This window comes from Mycobacterium hubeiense (genome assembly GCF_002838065.1).
Classification (GTDB): domain Bacteria; phylum Actinomycetota; class Actinomycetes; order Mycobacteriales; family Mycobacteriaceae; genus Mycobacterium; species Mycobacterium hubeiense.
The window spans coordinates 202,000-216,633 of the sequence record NZ_PIZU01000001.1; the positions used below are offsets into that span (position 1 = coordinate 202,000).

Consider the following 14,634-nt stretch of genomic DNA (forward strand, 5'->3'; position numbering starts at 1 on the left):
CGTTTCGCGGCGATCGGGGCGTTACACACCCTGCGCACCCAGGAGCTGGCCGAGACGATTTTCTGCCGCACCCACCCCTTTGAGCAGGTGCGCCGAGATCTCGGCGGCGATGAACATCAGCCGCGGCTGGGCGAACAATCAGGTGCATGGCCGAGATCGCATCCAGGCCCGCGATCACCGCGGCGTCGACGTTTTCGGTGCGCGAGATGATGAAGTGCGCCCTGCCCGCGCCCCAACGCCCCAGTGGCATCGGCGCGGCGCTGGCGTGGGGTGTGCGGATCGTTGTCGCACACCGTGCCACCGGAGCCATCGATGAACGCATGGGCGTCGGGCGTTGCGACATCGACCACACCACCCGTACCCGGCCGGGCTGACCCACCCGTCGACGAGCAAGCTGTACTGCCGTTGTCACCACTTGAGCAAGATCGTCTGCCCAGGCTGGACAGAGCGCCAGTTGCCCGACGGCACCATCGAATTCACCGCCCCCACCGGCCAGCTACCGACCCCGACCGTCGAGGAATCCGGCGCCTACCACGACGTCATGATGCCCAAGCGCACACAAACCCGCGAACAACACCGCCAAGACCGCAGCAACCAACCACGCCGAGGACGCGAAGAACTCATCGCCGAAGAAGAACGCCAACGCCAAGCCTGGCTCGCCGCCAACTACCAACCACCACCCTTCTGATTAGTCGTACTCTTTTGCACCACGGTCGATTTCGCCGTCGCGAAACCCCAGCTCATACTCTGCGAGCTGCTGTGTGTACTCACCCGAACCAGCTCGCCGCCGCGGGTCGGATACGCATTGACGCGATGATTGGGTTCCCCCACGATCTCTCACATCTGTTTCAGACGTTGACGGGGTCCGATTGGTTCCACCGGTAATAATGGCCGACATGGTTGATAAAGGTGGCAGGACTAGCGGGCGCTCCGGTCGAGAGCGCATCAGGACACTGGCCCAAGCCGCGCTCAACGCCGACGCGACGGTCGATCAGGTCGACCAGGTACTGACCGGGCTCGGCGAAACCCTGGTTGATCTGAACAAGGCCACCAGAAATCTCGACACCACCCTGGAGCGGTTCAACGAGACGATCAACCACATCAACGAGCTCGCGCCACGGCTGACGGCGATGGTGGAACGCCTCGAAGCCATCGTCGACCGGGTCGAGCGCATTGTCGGCGTCGGTGAGGCCGCGGTGGCGCCGCTGGCCGCCACCGAGACTGCGGTGCGCGGCTGGGTGAAGGCGATCCGCGACCGCGCGCACATCTAGCCGCTGTTGCGCAGCGCGCTGGCCAGTCCGCTCATGGTCAGCAGGATGCCGCGCCGGACGAGTTCGTCGTCGTCCCCCGAGCGGTAGCGCCGCAGCAGCTCGACCTGCAGGTGATTGAGCGGTTCCAGGTACGGGAACCGGTTGAACACCGACCGGGCCAGCGCGGGGTTGTCGGCGAGCAGGTCATCCTGGCCGGTGATCAATTTGTGCATCCTGATGGTGCGGTCGTGTTCGGCGACGATCGTGTCGAACACGCGGTGGCGCAGATCCTCGTCGGCCACCAACTCCGCGTACCGCGCTGCCAGTCCCATGTCGGACTTGGCCAGCACCTGCGCCATATTCGACAGCACGGTGCGGAAGAACGGCCACCGCTTGTAGAGGTCCTGCAGTACCTCGAGCCGGCCGTCGCTCTCGCCGATGAACTCCTCGAATGCCGAACCGGTGCCGTACCACCCCGGCAGCATCACGCGGCACTGGCTCCACGCCAACACCCACGGGATGGCGCGCAGATCGGCGATGGACGTGGTGGGCTTGCGTGAGGTCGGCCGGCTGCCGATGTTCAACGCCCCGATCTCGCTGACCGGCGTGGATGCCTTGAAATACTCGACGAAACCCGGTGTCTCGTGCACCAGTTCGGCGTATGCGCGTTGCGCACGGGCGGCGAGGTCGTCAAGTACCTCATACGCTGGCCCGGCGTCGTCGCCGAGTCCTTCCACGTCCAGCAGCGTCGCCTCCAGCGTTGCCGCAAGCAGAGTTTCGAGGTTGCGATGCGCGATCTGGGGTTCGGCGTACTTGGCGGCGATCACCTCACCCTGTTCGGTGATCCGCAGCGAACCATGCACGGCTCCCGGCGGCTGCGCCAGGATCGCGTCGTAGCTCGGTCCTCCACCGCGGCCCACGGTGCCGCCGCGACCGTGGAAGAGCCGCACCCGGATTCCTGTTTTGCGGGCCGACTCCACCAGATCCAGCTCCGCCCGGTACAGCGCCCAATTGGCGGCCAGATAGCCGCCGTCCTTGTTCGAATCGGAATAGCCGAGCATTACTTCCTGGCGGTCGCCTCGCGCCGCCACCACCGCCCGATACAGCGGAAGGTCAAGCGCCGCTTCCAGAATCGACGCACCGCGTTGCAGGTCGTCGATGGTCTCGAACAGCGGCACGATTCCGACTGGGCAGTACACCTGCGGACCTGACGCGTCGAGCAGACCGGCCTCCTTGAGCAGGATCGCCGCCTCGAGCATGTCTGACACCGATTGGCACATCGAGATGATGTAGTTGGGCACCGCCTGCGGCCCGAACACGTGCACGGCCCGCGCCGCCGCCCTGACGATGTCGAGTTCTTTGCGGGCCAGCTCGGACAATTCGGCGGAATCGCCGACCAAGGGGCGCCGCGTCGCGAGTTCGGCGGCCAGTAGTTCTACCCGCTCGGGTTCGGAGAGCGACCGGTAGTCGGCATGCACACCCGCCCATGCCAACAGCTCGGCAATCACCTCCTCGTGCACCTCAGAGTTTTGCCGCATGTCCAGCCCGCACAGATGGAATCCGAACACCCGCACAGCTTCGCGCAACCGCGCCAGCCGGTCGTCGGCGAGCACCGCGCTGCCGTGGCCTCGCAGCGATTGATCGATGACGTCGAGATCGGCGAGCAGCTCGTCCGCTGTCTGATAGCGCTGCAGTCCGAGGTCGAGTTCGTGTTCGGGTTGACGGTCGAGGATCTCGGCCGCGGTCGCGGTCAACCGGCCGTGAATCACCCGCAACGCCCGCCGATAGGGCTCATCGGCTCGGGCCGGCTCATGGCAGGCGTCGGCCAACTCCGCGAGCTCGTCGCTGACATCGACCAACCGTGCCGACATCGACAATTCCCGTTCCAGCGCCGTGATTTCGTCGAAGTAGTGCGCGAATGCGGTATAGGCGGCGCTGCCGGTCGCCAGGCGCACCACATCGGCGGTCACGTTGGGGTTGCCGTCGCGGTCACCGCCGATCCAGGAGCCGGGCCGCAGCATCGGCTCCGTTAGCACACCGGCGTCGGGCCACCGGGCATTCAGCGCGCTGCGCACCTCCGCGTTGACCTGCGGGATGACGTCGAAGAACGCCGCCGGGTAGTAGCGCAGTCCGGTGTCGATCTCGTCCTGGATCTTCAACCGGGACAACCGGATCAGTGCTGTCTGCCACAGCGTCAGGATGTGACGGCGCAGCTCGTGCTCGATGTCACGGCCGTCCGCCGTGCGGGTGTGGCGGTGCAGGCGCAGCCGCATCAGTTCGGTGATGCGGTGTTGAGTGTCGAAGACGGTGCGGCGCCGGGTTTCGGTGGGATGCGCGGTGATCACCGGCGATACCAACGCACCGGTCAGCGCATCGGCCACTGTCGCCGAATCCAGCTGCGCTTCATCAAGTTTCAGATAGGTGGCGGCCAGGCTGCTGTTCTGCGGCGGCTCCCCCGCCGCCACATGGATCGCCCGCCGTCGCTCGCGGTGGATGTCCTCGGCGACGTTGGCCAGCAGCGCGAAATGGGTGAAGGCCCGAATGACGGGGATGGCCTGGTGGATGTCGATGCCGTCGAACATCCGCGCCATCTCGGCACGGTCGATCTCGGAGCGGCGTACCCGAAACGATTCCACGCGGGCGCGCTCGACAAGCTCGAACACCTCGTCGCCATTCTGTTCGCGCACGGTGTCGCCGAGTATCGCGCCGAGCAAGCGGATGTCCTCACGCATCGGCTCGGTCGCCTCGCGCCCGACCTGTGTACGGCGCACCGAACCGATCGGTTCCAGGGCAACGTCAGCGATCTCGGACATGACCCAAGTATCGGCGCGCGGGCCTGACCGCGCAGAACGAGGCCGGCGAACGACAAATTTGTCGATAAACGTCCACGCTTCACCACGACGTGTGCACGATTCTTACAGCAACGTCGTCAAGGAGTTGCCATGTCAAACCCTCTTATCCCTGCGGCATTGTTCGCCATCGCCGTTGCCCTCGGGAGCCCCGCCATCGCGGCCGCCGAAGAGGTTTTCGACGTCGAGAAATACGACGAGTGCATGAAGAAGACCGTCAGAAACGCGGACTTCTGCTGCCTCGACGCCGGCGGAACGCCGACCTCCGACCCCAATGACACGCAACCGGACGGGTCACCCAATTGCTACGCCCCACCGGCCGAGGCGCAAGGCGCCGCGGGCGAACCAGGAGTCCCGCCCCGGTTACCCCCGGGAGTGATCGTCGGTGACATGCCGACAGCGGTCCTGGAGCCGGCGTCACCGGCCAACCCCGCGCCGCCGTGGACAGTTGCGCCGCCCGCCGGGGCGGCTGGCTGATCAGCTGTACTTGATCTGCAGCGCGACGCCGATAATCGCGACCAGCCAGATGCCGGTCACGAACAGCGTCAACCGGTCGAGGTTCTTCTCCACCACCGTCGACCCGGACAGGCTGGACTGAACGCCGCCGCCGAACAGGGTGGACAGGCCGCCCCCCTTGGCACGATGCAGCAGCACCAGCAGCACCACCAGCACACTGGTGACCACCAGCACGATCTGCAGAGCGAGTTCCATGGCCGACAGACTACCGGGTCTGACGAGCGCTCACGGAAGCGGCCCACCAGCGGCGATGGCCGACAAGGTGGCGAATTGCTCGCCGTCCAGCGACGCGCCGCCCACCAGTGCGCCGTCGACATCCGCCTGCGCGACGATCTCGCCGACGTTCTTGGCGTTGACCGACCCGCCGTAGAGCACCCGGACTCCGGCGGCGAGCTGCGGCGACGCCAGCTTGCCCAGCTCGTCGCGGATGGCCTTGCAGACCTCCTGGGCGTCGGCGGCGCTGGCCACCCGGCCAGTGCCGATCGCCCACACCGGCTCGTAGGCAATAACAGCCTGGCCGATCTGCTCGGCTGACAGCCCGGCCAGCGAACCGCGCAGCATCTCGACGTTGTGCTCGACGTGGTTGCCGGCCTCGCGCACCTCGAGCTGCTCACCGATGCAGATGATCGGGACGATGCCGTGCCTGAAGGCGGCGGCGGCCTTAGCCGCGACGAGCGCATCGTCCTCATGGTGGTAGGTGCGGCGCTCCGAGTGTCCGACGACCACGTAGCTGCAGCCCAGCTTGGCCAGGAACGCCCCGCTGATATCGCCGGTGTATGCGCCGGAGTCGTGCTGCGACAGATCCTGCGCGCCGTAGGTCAGCCGCAGCTTGTCCCCGTCGACCAGCGTCTGCACACTGCGCAGGTCGGTGAATGGCGGCAGTACCGCCACATCGACCTTGTCGAAGTACTTGTCCGGCAACGAAAATGCGATCTTCTGCACCAGGGCGATGGCCTCGAAGTGGTTGAGGTTCATCTTCCAGTTGCCGGCGATCAGCGGCTTGCGACTCACGATTCAAGTACCTCCAGGCCCGGCAACGTCTTGCCTTCAAGGTATTCCAGCGACGCCCCGCCACCGGTCGAAATGTGGGAGAACCCGTCGTCGGGGAGATCCAGTGCCCGCACGGCCGCTGCGCTGTCGCCGCCGCCGACGACGCTGAACGCGCCCTTTTCGGTTGCGGCGACGATGGCCTCGGCCACGCCCTTGGTGCCCGCCGCGAACGCCGGGAACTCGAACACGCCCATCGGGCCGTTCCAGAAGATCGTCTTGGCGTTCGACAACAGCGTGGTGAAGCGCTTCACCGAACCGGGCCCGATGTCGAGGCCCATCTTGTCCTCCGGGATGCGGTCGGCCGTAACGGTTTCCGGCGGCGAATCGGCTTTGAACTCGTCGGCGACCACGATGTCGACCGGTAGGTGGATCACGTCGGCATAGGTGTCCAGCAACTTGGCGCAGGTCTCGATCATCTCCGGCTGCACCAGCGACTTGCCGACTGAGACTCCTTGTGACGCAAGGAAGGTGAAGCACATACCGCCTCCGATCAGCAGGCTGTCGGCCTTCTGGGCCAGCTGCTCAATGACGGCCAGCTTGTCGGACACCTTCGAGCCACCCAACACCACGGCGTACGGCCGCTCGGTCGAACTGGTCAGCTGCTCAAGCACTTTGACTTCGGCGGCCACAAGTGTGCCGGCATAGTGCGGCAGCAGGGTCGCGACGTCGTACACCGATGCCTGCTTGCGGTGCACCACACCGAAGCCGTCGGAGACGAAAGCCCCGTCGTCCCCGACCAATTCGACCAGCGCCTTGGCCAGCGCCAGACGCTCGGCGTCGTCCTTGCTGGTTTCGCGAGGGTCGAAGCGGATGTTCTCCAGCAGCAGGGTGTCGCCGTCGGTCAGTCCCTCGGAGCGGGCCAGCGCGTCGGAGCCGACGACATCACCGGCCAGCTGCACATGGCGGCCGAGCTCGTCGCTCAGCGCGGCGGCCACCGGTTTGAGTGAGAACTTCGGATCCGGGCCGCCCTTGGGTCGGCCGAGGTGCGCGGTGACGACCACCTTGGCGCCCGCATCCGACAGGGCCTTCAGGGTGGGCACCGAGGCGATGATGCGACCAGGGTCGGTGATGGCGCCGTCGTCATCGAGGGGCACATTCAGATCGGAGCGCACCAAGACGCCCCGACCCGAAACATCTTCTGCCAGAAGGTCGTCGAGAGTCTTGACAAGCATTTACAGCGACTTGCCGACCAGCGCGACCAGATCGACGAGGCGGTTGGAGTAGCCCCACTCGTTGTCGTACCAGGACACCACCTTGGCCTGGTTGTCGATCACCTTGGTCAGCCCGGAGTCGTAGATGGAGCTGTGCGGGTCGGTGACGATGTCGCTGGACACGATCGGGGCGTCGTAGTACTTGAGGATGCCCTTGAGCTTGCCCTCGGCGGCGGCCTTGAAAGCGGCGTTGATGTCTTCGACGCTGGCCGACTTGGACAGGTCGGCGGTCAGGTCGGTCACCGAGCCGGTGGGGATCGGCACCCGTAGCGCGTAGCCGTCGAGCTTGCCCTTCAGCTCTGGCAGCACCAGGCCGATGGCCTTGGCGGCGCCGGTGGAGGTCGGCACGATGTTCAGCGCGGCGGCTCGGGCGCGTCGCAGGTCCTTGTGCGGGCCGTCCTGCAGGTTCTGGTCCTGGGTGTAGGCGTGGATGGTGGTCATCAGGCCCTTGACGATGCCGAACTCGTCGTGCAGCACCTTGGCCAGCGGGCCGAGGCAGTTCGTGGTGCACGAGGCGTTGGAGATGATGTTCTGGCTGCCGTCGTACTTGTCGTCGTTGACGCCGATGACGATGGTGATGTCCTCGTCGGTGGCCGGCGCGGAGATGATCACCTTCTTGGCGCCCGCGTCGAGGTGGCCCTTGGCCTTGGCGGCGTTGGTGAAGATGCCGGTGGATTCGACGACGACGTCGACGCCGAGGTCACCCCACGGCAGCGCGGCCGGGCCTTCCTTGACCTCGAGCGACTTGATCTTGGTGTTGCCGACGACGATGGTGTCGTCGCCTTCCAGCGACACGTCTTCGGGTAGGCGACCCAGGATCGAGTCGAACTTCAGCAGATGCGCCAGCGTGGCGTTGTCGGTGAGGTCGTTGACCGCAACGATCTCGATGTCGGTGCTCTTGCCTTCGGCCTTCTGCGCCTCCAGGGCCCGGTAGAAATTGCGTCCGATGCGGCCGAAGCCGTTAACGCCCACCCGGATCGTCACTTGTCTCTCCCTCAATCGCTCTTGATCTACTCGGGGGCCAGCCTAGTGGGGCGGTGATCGGGGTGCGCGGGCTGGTACTAGCCCGTCCGTACGACGCGATGTTCGATGGCGTCGAGCAAAAAATGCCCGCCGACGGCGATGGCCACACCAGCGACGACCATCAGCCACACCGGCCCGCCGAGGTCGAGCACCAAGACCACGACGAACGCGTCGAACAGCGCGATCAGGTTGAAGCCCAGGTGCGACACATACCGGCGCGTCGATGGTCCGCCGGCCGGCCGCAGCTGTGCGGCGCCGACGCCACGAGCCACCATGTAGACGCCCAGCGCGGTGAGTCCCAGAAAGATGATCCGCTCGGCGGTGGTGTAGGCCGCCCAGCCCACGATGACGGCGCCGGCCAACGAGGCGATAGTGCCCACCAACGACCACAGGAAGATCGCGAACAGGCGACCGCTCCGCAGCGCCACCAGCCCGGCGACAAAGGCCAGGCCACCGAATACGGCATGCACTGCGATCAGCACATCGTGCAGCAACTGCACAGCTGCCGAATACCCAACGGGTTTGCGGTGCAACCCCGATCGCGTCAGTGCGCCGCCAGACTTTGGTCGGCGTACGGGTTGCCCAGCCATTTCCGTCGGATCCGCTGCAGGGTCCCGTCGTCCTCGAGTTCCGCCTGAGCCACCGACATCCGGCCGAACAACTGCTGGTCGGTGAGGCTGACGGCGACGGCGATGTCTTCAGCGGAGAGGCCGCGCTGCACCACCTCGACACCGTCGAGTGTCTTGACCAGTTCGGTGAGCACCGGCGCCAGCGTCATGACGGCGTCACAGCCACCGGTGGGCAGATCGTCCAGCGCGGCACGGATGGCGCCGCGGTCATAGACGCGCACGCTCGTGGCCTTGCCCGCCGCGACGAGTTCGTCGGCGATCGGCATGCCGGTGTCACCTTGTTGCACGCCGATGGTGAGGCCTTCGAGGTCGTCGACGGAGTGGACGCGCGGCAGCCGGCGGGTGTCGACGGCCAGCGCCTGCCCGGAAATCAGGTACGGCGCAAGGAACTTGGCCTTCTTTTCGCGTTCGGGTGTCACGGTCATGCCGGAGGCCACGCAATCGTAGGCACCCGCGTTGAGGGCGTCGAAGATGCCATTGAAGTCGGTGCCGTCGTAGGGGATGAATTCGGCCGTCATGCCCAGCGCGTCGGCGATCGCAGTCATCAACTCGATGTCGAGCCCGCCATCGTCGGGCATTCCGTTGAACGGCGGATCGGGGAAGACCGCCCCGACTCTCAGCGTCTCCATGGCCTCACGGTATCGCCCTGTGGATAACTTCAGCGGGCATCGGGCGGCAACCGATACGCTCACCACGTGGCCACGCACGAGGATCTGGAGGCGCGCGTCGCGGCGCTGGAAGCCTCCCATGCGGACTACCGCGCGGTGTTGGCCGCAGTCAATGCACTCGGCGCCAATCAGCGCGAGCACTCGGTTGGTCTGGCGCGTGCCACGTCAGAACTGACGACAGTCAAGACCGACGTCGCCGCGCTCAAGACCGACGTCGCCGCGCTCAAGACCGACGTCGCCGCGCTCAAGACCGACGTCGCCGCACTCAAGACCGACGTCGCCGCACTCAAGACCGACGTCGCCGCACTCAAGATCGAGTTCATCGACTTTCGCCAAGAGACGCGGGCAACATTCCGATCAGTTGACGAGCAGCTTGCCGAGATCAAAGACCTCATCATCGACCGCCGCGGCTGAACCGGTTTCATATGGCACCCATGGTCGGGATCAGCTCGATATCACAGCCCTGACTGCAATCTCAAAGCGGATGTCACACGGAAATCAGGTGTCTTCCAACAGATCCGGGGTGACGGCCGATTCGGTGTCGGGGATGCCCTCTTGTTTGGCCTTGCGATCGGCCATCGACAGCAGACGCCGAATACGGCCCGCCACAGCGTCTTTCGTCATCGGCGGGTCAGCCAGCCGGCCGAGTTCCTCCAGCGAGGCCTGTCGATGCTCGACACGCAGCTTGCCCGCCGCGGCCAAATGGTCCGGCACGCTGTCGCCCAGAATCTCCAGTGCCCGCTCGACGCGGGCGGCGGCGGCCACCGCGGCGCGGGCCGAGCGTCGCAAGTTGGCGTCGTCGAAATTCGCCAGCCGGTTGGCGGTCGCCCTCACCTCGCGGCGCATCCGGCGCTCTTCCCACGTCAACCTGGTGTCCTGGGCACCCATCCGCGTCAGCAACGCGCCGATGGCCTCCCCGTCGCGCACCACGACACGATCGGCGCCCCGCACCTCGCGCGCCTTGGCGCTCACCCCCAGTCGCCGCGCTGCGCCCACCAACGCCAACGCCGCCTCGGGCCCCGGGCAACTGACCTCCAACGCCGACGAGCGGCCGGGTTCGGTGAGCGAGCCGTGCGCCAAAAAGGCTCCGCGCCAAGCGGCTTCAGCGTCGGCGACGCTACCGCCGACCACCTGGGCGGGCAGCCCGCGAACCGGACGACCACGCAAGTCCAGCAGACCGGTCTGGCGTGCCAGCGCCTCTCCGTCCTGCGCCACCCGAACCACATAGCGCGTGTTCTTACGGATACCGCTGGCCGACAACACGTGCACGACAGCGTTGTACCCGTACAGGTCGTAGATGTCCTTGCGCAGCCGGCGCGCGATGATCCCGAGATCGACCTCGGCCTCGACCACCACCCGGCCCGACACGATGTGCAAGCCTCCAGCGAATCGCAGCAGCGAAGCCACCTCGGCCTTGCGAGCGCTGACCGAGTTCACCACCAGCCGGCTCAGCTCGTCCTTGACCTCGGCTGTCATCGCCACTGGTCGTCACCTCTCGGTCCGTTCACTGTCGGGGTGGGGACGGTCGGCGCCTGGACACTTTGACCGGGTGCCATACCGCGCAGGCGAACGCCCTCCAGGGCCGCCGCCAACCTCGCCGGGTCATGTAAAGGTGTACCAGGTCTGGACACGTCAGCAAACTCAACACGGGCATCCAGGATGTTCGCCGTGCGGCTGAGCTGCTCGCGTTCGCGCTCGCTGGGCACCCGGCTGGCGTCGACGATGATGTCGTGCACGGTGAACTCCGGTGCGTGCTGGGCCAACACATGGATGTGCCGCTCGACGGAGAACCCAGCGGTCTCTCCCGGCTCCGCCGCGAGGTTGAGCACCAGCGCGCGTCGCGCCTCGGTCGCCTGCAGCGCGGCCGCCAACTGCGGCACCAGAACGTGCGGAATCACACTGGTGAACCAGGATCCGGGGCCGAGTACCACCAAGTCCGCCGCCATGATCGCGTCGACCGCCTGCCGGGTGGCCGGCGGATCGCCCGGCAGCAGCCGCACCCGGCGCACCTTGCCGACGGTGGTGGCGATCGCGACCTGACCGCGGATCACCCGGCTCATTCGCGGGTCTGCCTCCAGGCCGGCGACGTCCGCCTCGATCTGCAACGCGATCGGGCACATCGGCAACACCCGACCCTTGACACCGAGGATGCGGCCCAGCTCGTCGAGCGCCGCCACCGGATCGGCGAGCACCTCGTTGAGCCCGGCCAACATCAGATTGCCGATCGGGTGCCCCGCCAGCGCACCGCTGCCACCGAACCGGTGCTGGATGATGGTCGCCCACAGCCGCCCGTGCGGACTGTCAGAAGCCAACGCCGCCAACGCCATTCGCAGATCACCGGGTGGGACTACGTCGAGTTCGCTGCGCAGCCGTCCGGAGGATCCGCCGTCGTCGGCGACGGTGACCACCGCGGTGACATGCGGGGTGAGCCGACGGGCGGCCGACAGTGTGGCGTAGAGGCCGTGGCCGCCCCCCAACGCAACGATGCGCGCACTCATTCGCGGCCCAGATCCCGGTGCAGCACCCGCACCGTCAATTGGTCACCGCCCTGTAGCCGTCCGGCCAGCGCCTCGGCCATCGCGACACTGCGATGTTTTCCGCCGGTGCAACCGATGGCAACAGTCATGTAGCGCTTTCCTTCCCGGCGATAGCCGTCGATGACGACGTTCAGCAATTGATGGTAGGTGTCGAGGAATTCGCTTGCGCCAGGCTGACCGAGCACGTAATCGCGCACCGCCGGATGCTGACCGGTGTGCGGCCGCAGTTCGTCAACCCAATGCGGGTTGGGCAGGAATCGGACATCCATGACGGTGTCGGCGTCCATCGGCAGCCCGTACTTGTAGCCGAACGACTCGACGGTGACGTTGGTGTGCGCGACGGTTTCGTTGCCGAACGCCCGCTCGATGCTTTCCCGCAGAGCCGGTACCGACAGCGTCGACGTGTCGATGATCAAATCGGCGGTGGCCCGCACCGGTGCCAGCATGGCGCGCTCCGCGGCAATGCCTTCGGCCAGAGTCTGGTTGCCTTGCAGCGGATGGCTGCGGCGGTTCTGCTCGTACCGGCGCACCAGGATGTCGTCGGAGGCCTCCATGAACAGCACGCGAGGTGTGATGTTGCGGGTGGCCAAGTCGTTGCGCACCCAGTCCAGATCGCCGGTGAAGCCACGCGAGCGCACGTCCATCACGACGGCGAGTTGGGTGATACGCGAACCGGCGGCCAGACCCAGGTCGACCATCCGCGCGATCAGCTCGGGCGGCAGGTTGTCGGCGACATACCAGCCCAGGTCCTCCAGCACTTTGGCGGCGGTGCCGCGCCCGGCTCCGGACAGGCCGGTGACCAGGACGACGTCAATGCCTCCAGTTGCCTGTTCGCAGGCGACGTCGTTGTCCCGCAGATGCTCTCCAGTCTCGTGCTCTGTCATCGGAATGCCCTGCTTTGATCATCGCCCATCGCGGCAGGCAGCGCATCGGAATCCGGTGCGGAGGGTGCCACACCGAGCGCCTCGAGCACGGCTTTGGCCGTCGCGACGCCGATTCCGGGCACCGCGGTGATCTCCTCGATGCTGGCTTCCTTCAACCGGGCCACCGAACCGAAGTGTGCGACCAGCGCCTTGCGCCGGTGCTCCCCCAGGCCGCGCACCGAGTCCAGCGCCGATGCCGTCATCCGTTTGGAGCGTTTGCTGCGGTGGTACGTGATGGCAAACCGGTGGGCCTCGTCGCGAACCCGTTGCAGCAGATACAAACCTTCGCTGTTGCGGGGCATGATCACCGGGTCGGGCTCGGCGGGCACCCACACCTCTTCCAGACGTTTGGCCAACCCGATCACCGCGACGTCGGTGATGCCCAATTCGTCGAGCACCGCCTGCGCGGCGTTGACCTGCGGGGCGCCGCCGTCGACGACGAACAGGTTGGGTGGGTAGGCGAATCGGCGCGATCTTCCTTCGCCGGGAGGCACATTGGTGTTCTGCAGGTCGGACAGGTGGCGCGCGAACCGCCGCCGCGTCACCTCGGCGATCGACGCCACGTCGTCGGAGCGCCCGCCGCCTGCGGCGTCCCGGATCGCGTAGTGGCGGTAATCGGATTTGCGCGGCAACCCGTCTTCGAAGACCACCAGCGAGGCCACCACGTCGGTGCCGTGGACGTGGCTGACGTCGACGCACTCGATGCGCAGCGGAGCGTCGGCCAGCCCCAGCGCTTCCTGAATACCTTGCAGCGCTTCGGATCTGGCGTTGAAGTCACCGGCCCGCTTGAGTTTGTGTTGGGCCAGTGCATCTTGCGCGTTGCGCTTGACGGTCTCGGCCAACGCCCGTTTGTCACCGCGCTGGGGCACGCGCAGCACGACACGTGAGCCGCGTAGCCCGGACAGCCACGTGGCCAGTTCGTCGGCGTTCGACGGCAGACACGGCACCAGAACCTGGCGCGGCACGGGGCTCAGTGATTCGTCGGCGGCGCCGTCGAGTTCGGCCTGCTCGCCGTAGAACTGGGTGAGGAACTGCTCCACCAGCCGTTCCTCGCTGGATTCGCCTGGGTCACTGGATTTTTCGACGATCCAGCCGCGCTGACCGCGCACCCGGCCACCGCGCACGTGGAACACCTGTACGGCCGCTTCGAGTTCGTCGTCGGCGAACGCCACCACGTCGGCGTCGGTGCCGTCGCCGAAAACCACGGCCTGCTTCTCCAAGGCGCGCTTGAGTGCAGAGATGTTGTCGCGCAACCGCGCAGCCCGCTCGAAGTCGAGCTCCGCGGCGGCCTGATTCATCTGGATTTCCATATCGCGGGCCAACCGGTCGGTCTTGCCCGCGAGGAAATCGCAGAAGTCGAGCACGATCTGGCGGTGCTCGTCTGCGGTCACCCGTCCAATGCACGGCGCCGAGCATTTGTCGATATAGCCCAGCAGGCATGGCCGGTCGATCTGCTTGTGCCGCTTGAATACTCCGGCCGAACAAGTGCGCGCGGGGAACACCCGGGTCAGTAGGTCGAGTGTCTCGCGGATGGCCCAGGCGTGCGAATACGGCCCGAAGTAGCGCACCCCCTTCTTGCGCGCCCCGCGGTAGACCATGAGGCGCGGGAACTCCTCGTTGAGCGTCACGGCGAGAACGGGATACGACTTGTCATCGCGGTAGCGGACGTTGAACCGCGGGTCGAACTCCTTGATCCAGTTGTATTCCAGCTGCAGGGCTTCGACTTCGGTGTTGACCACCGTCCACTCGACGCTGCCCGCAGTCATTACCATCTGCCTGGTGCGCGGGCTCAGCGTGGTGATGTCGGCAAAGTAGGACGTCAGCCGGCTGCGCAGACTCTTGGCCTTGCCGACATAGATCACCCGGCCGTGCGGGTCACGGAATCGGTACACGCCCGGCTGGACGGGAATCGACCCGGGTGCGGGTCGGTACGTCGCGGGATCGGGCACAGATTCCAGGTTACTTGCGGTGCAGGACG

General features: G+C 66.3%; 16 protein-coding genes. 5 read left to right on the forward strand and 11 right to left on the reverse strand.

Annotation, left to right across the window (positions count from 1 at the left end; all coding sequences use genetic code 11):
• The first annotated feature begins 146 nt into the window (after window positions 1-146).
• From CWS39_RS30125 to CWS39_RS00920, 3 genes are all read left to right on the forward strand, one after another.
• Window positions 147-374: a hypothetical protein gene (locus CWS39_RS30125; RefSeq protein ID WP_306768664.1), complete on the forward strand. Its 228-nt coding sequence runs from the start codon at window positions 147-149 to the stop codon at window positions 372-374.
• A 41-nt stretch (window positions 375-415) separates the two neighbouring features.
• A complete protein-coding gene (locus CWS39_RS00915; protein WP_306768665.1) occupies window positions 416-688 on the forward strand; it encodes a hypothetical protein in 273 nt (90 codons plus the stop codon).
• Between the two features lie 208 nt (window positions 689-896).
• Window positions 897-1,271 carry a methyl-accepting chemotaxis domain-containing protein gene (locus CWS39_RS00920; RefSeq protein WP_102141166.1) on the forward strand — a complete coding sequence of 125 codons (375 nt, stop codon included), beginning with the start codon at window positions 897-899 and terminating at the stop codon, window positions 1,269-1,271.
• On the opposite strand, the gene ppc is transcribed toward CWS39_RS00920, so the two are convergent.
• Window positions 1,268-4,063, reverse strand: coding sequence for a phosphoenolpyruvate carboxylase (ppc, locus tag CWS39_RS00925; RefSeq protein WP_102141019.1), 2,796 nt, complete (start codon window positions 4,061-4,063; stop codon window positions 1,268-1,270). The two genes, CWS39_RS00920 and ppc, sit on opposite strands and share 4 nt — an antisense overlap.
• Before the next feature lie 129 nt (window positions 4,064-4,192).
• Between ppc and CWS39_RS00930 the strand changes: the two genes are divergently transcribed.
• Window positions 4,193-4,576 (forward strand): hypothetical protein, encoded by a 384-nt coding sequence (locus CWS39_RS00930; RefSeq protein WP_142386787.1) that lies wholly within the window; start codon window positions 4,193-4,195, stop codon window positions 4,574-4,576.
• Here the strand turns inward: CWS39_RS00930 and secG are convergent, their stop codons facing one another.
• The 6 genes from secG to CWS39_RS00960 all read right to left on the reverse strand — a co-directional run bounded on the left by secG (window position 4,577) and on the right by CWS39_RS00960 (window position 9,157).
• Entirely contained in the window at window positions 4,577-4,810 is a 234-nt protein-coding gene (gene secG, locus CWS39_RS00935) for a preprotein translocase subunit SecG (RefSeq protein ID WP_102141021.1), read from the reverse strand. It abuts the gene before it with no gap.
• A gap of 30 nt (window positions 4,811-4,840) precedes the next feature.
• Window positions 4,841-5,626: a triose-phosphate isomerase gene (gene tpiA / locus CWS39_RS00940; RefSeq protein WP_102141022.1), complete on the reverse strand. Its 786-nt coding sequence runs from the start codon at window positions 5,624-5,626 to the stop codon at window positions 4,841-4,843.
• Entirely contained in the window at window positions 5,623-6,837 is a 1,215-nt protein-coding gene (locus CWS39_RS00945) for a phosphoglycerate kinase (RefSeq protein ID WP_102141023.1), read from the reverse strand. The genes tpiA and CWS39_RS00945 overlap by 4 nt, the downstream gene beginning before the upstream one ends.
• A complete protein-coding gene (gene gap / locus CWS39_RS00950) occupies window positions 6,838-7,860 on the reverse strand; it encodes a type I glyceraldehyde-3-phosphate dehydrogenase (protein ID WP_102141024.1) in 1,023 nt (340 codons plus the stop codon). It lies immediately after the preceding gene.
• Window positions 7,861-7,937: 77 nt separating this feature from the next.
• Window positions 7,938-8,399: a hypothetical protein gene (locus CWS39_RS00955; protein ID WP_102141025.1), complete on the reverse strand. Its 462-nt coding sequence runs from the start codon at window positions 8,397-8,399 to the stop codon at window positions 7,938-7,940.
• A 44-nt stretch (window positions 8,400-8,443) separates the two neighbouring features.
• Window positions 8,444-9,157, reverse strand: coding sequence for an ABC transporter substrate-binding protein (locus CWS39_RS00960; protein ID WP_102141026.1), 714 nt, complete (start codon window positions 9,155-9,157; stop codon window positions 8,444-8,446).
• A 66-nt stretch (window positions 9,158-9,223) separates the two neighbouring features.
• Between CWS39_RS00960 and CWS39_RS00965 the strand changes: the two genes are divergently transcribed.
• Window positions 9,224-9,610: a hypothetical protein gene (locus CWS39_RS00965; RefSeq protein WP_102141027.1), complete on the forward strand. Its 387-nt coding sequence runs from the start codon at window positions 9,224-9,226 to the stop codon at window positions 9,608-9,610.
• Window positions 9,611-9,694: 84 nt separating this feature from the next.
• On the opposite strand, the gene whiA is transcribed toward CWS39_RS00965, so the two are convergent.
• The 4 genes from whiA to uvrC are packed head-to-tail and all read right to left on the reverse strand — an operon-like array spanning window position 9,695 to window position 14,605.
• Complete coding sequence (whiA, locus tag CWS39_RS00970; protein ID WP_102141167.1) at window positions 9,695-10,672, reverse strand: DNA-binding protein WhiA; 978 nt, start codon at window positions 10,670-10,672, stop codon at window positions 9,695-9,697.
• A complete protein-coding gene (gene yvcK / locus CWS39_RS00975) occupies window positions 10,669-11,694 on the reverse strand; it encodes a uridine diphosphate-N-acetylglucosamine-binding protein YvcK (RefSeq protein ID WP_102141028.1) in 1,026 nt (341 codons plus the stop codon). Before yvcK ends, whiA begins: the two co-directional genes overlap by 4 nt.
• Window positions 11,691-12,617, reverse strand: a complete 927-nt coding sequence (rapZ, locus tag CWS39_RS00980) for an RNase adapter RapZ (RefSeq protein WP_233213312.1) — start codon at window positions 12,615-12,617, stop codon at window positions 11,691-11,693. The genes yvcK and rapZ overlap by 4 nt, the downstream gene beginning before the upstream one ends.
• Complete coding sequence (gene uvrC, locus CWS39_RS00985) at window positions 12,614-14,605, reverse strand: excinuclease ABC subunit UvrC (RefSeq protein WP_102141029.1); 1,992 nt, start codon at window positions 14,603-14,605, stop codon at window positions 12,614-12,616. The genes rapZ and uvrC overlap by 4 nt, the downstream gene beginning before the upstream one ends.
• Between the last annotated feature and the right edge of the window lie 29 nt (window positions 14,606-14,634).

What these genes read in the sequence shown, in the direction of transcription:
- whiA (WP_102141167.1), bottom strand. Translation starts at nt 10,672, where the DNA reads ATGACAGCCGAGGTCAAGGACGAGCTGAGCCGGCTGGTGGTGAACTCG.
- ppc (WP_102141019.1), bottom strand. Translation starts at nt 4,063, where the DNA reads ATGTCCGAGATCGCTGACGTTGCCCTGGAACCGATCGGTTCGGTGCGC.
- CWS39_RS00930 (WP_142386787.1), top strand. Translation starts at nt 4,193, where the DNA reads ATGTCAAACCCTCTTATCCCTGCGGCATTGTTCGCCATCGCCGTTGCC.
- secG (WP_102141021.1), bottom strand. Translation starts at nt 4,810, where the DNA reads ATGGAACTCGCTCTGCAGATCGTGCTGGTGGTCACCAGTGTGCTGGTG.
- CWS39_RS00920 (WP_102141166.1), top strand. Translation starts at nt 897, where the DNA reads ATGGTTGATAAAGGTGGCAGGACTAGCGGGCGCTCCGGTCGAGAGCGC.
- CWS39_RS00945 (WP_102141023.1), bottom strand. Translation starts at nt 6,837, where the DNA reads ATGCTTGTCAAGACTCTCGACGACCTTCTGGCAGAAGATGTTTCGGGT.
- yvcK (WP_102141028.1), bottom strand. Translation starts at nt 11,694, where the DNA reads ATGAGTGCGCGCATCGTTGCGTTGGGGGGCGGCCACGGCCTCTACGCC.
- CWS39_RS00960 (WP_102141026.1), bottom strand. Translation starts at nt 9,157, where the DNA reads ATGGAGACGCTGAGAGTCGGGGCGGTCTTCCCCGATCCGCCGTTCAAC.
- rapZ (WP_233213312.1), bottom strand. Translation starts at nt 12,617, where the DNA reads ATGACAGAGCACGAGACTGGAGAGCATCTGCGGGACAACGACGTCGCC.
- CWS39_RS30125 (WP_306768664.1), top strand. Translation starts at nt 147, where the DNA reads ATGGCCGAGATCGCATCCAGGCCCGCGATCACCGCGGCGTCGACGTTT.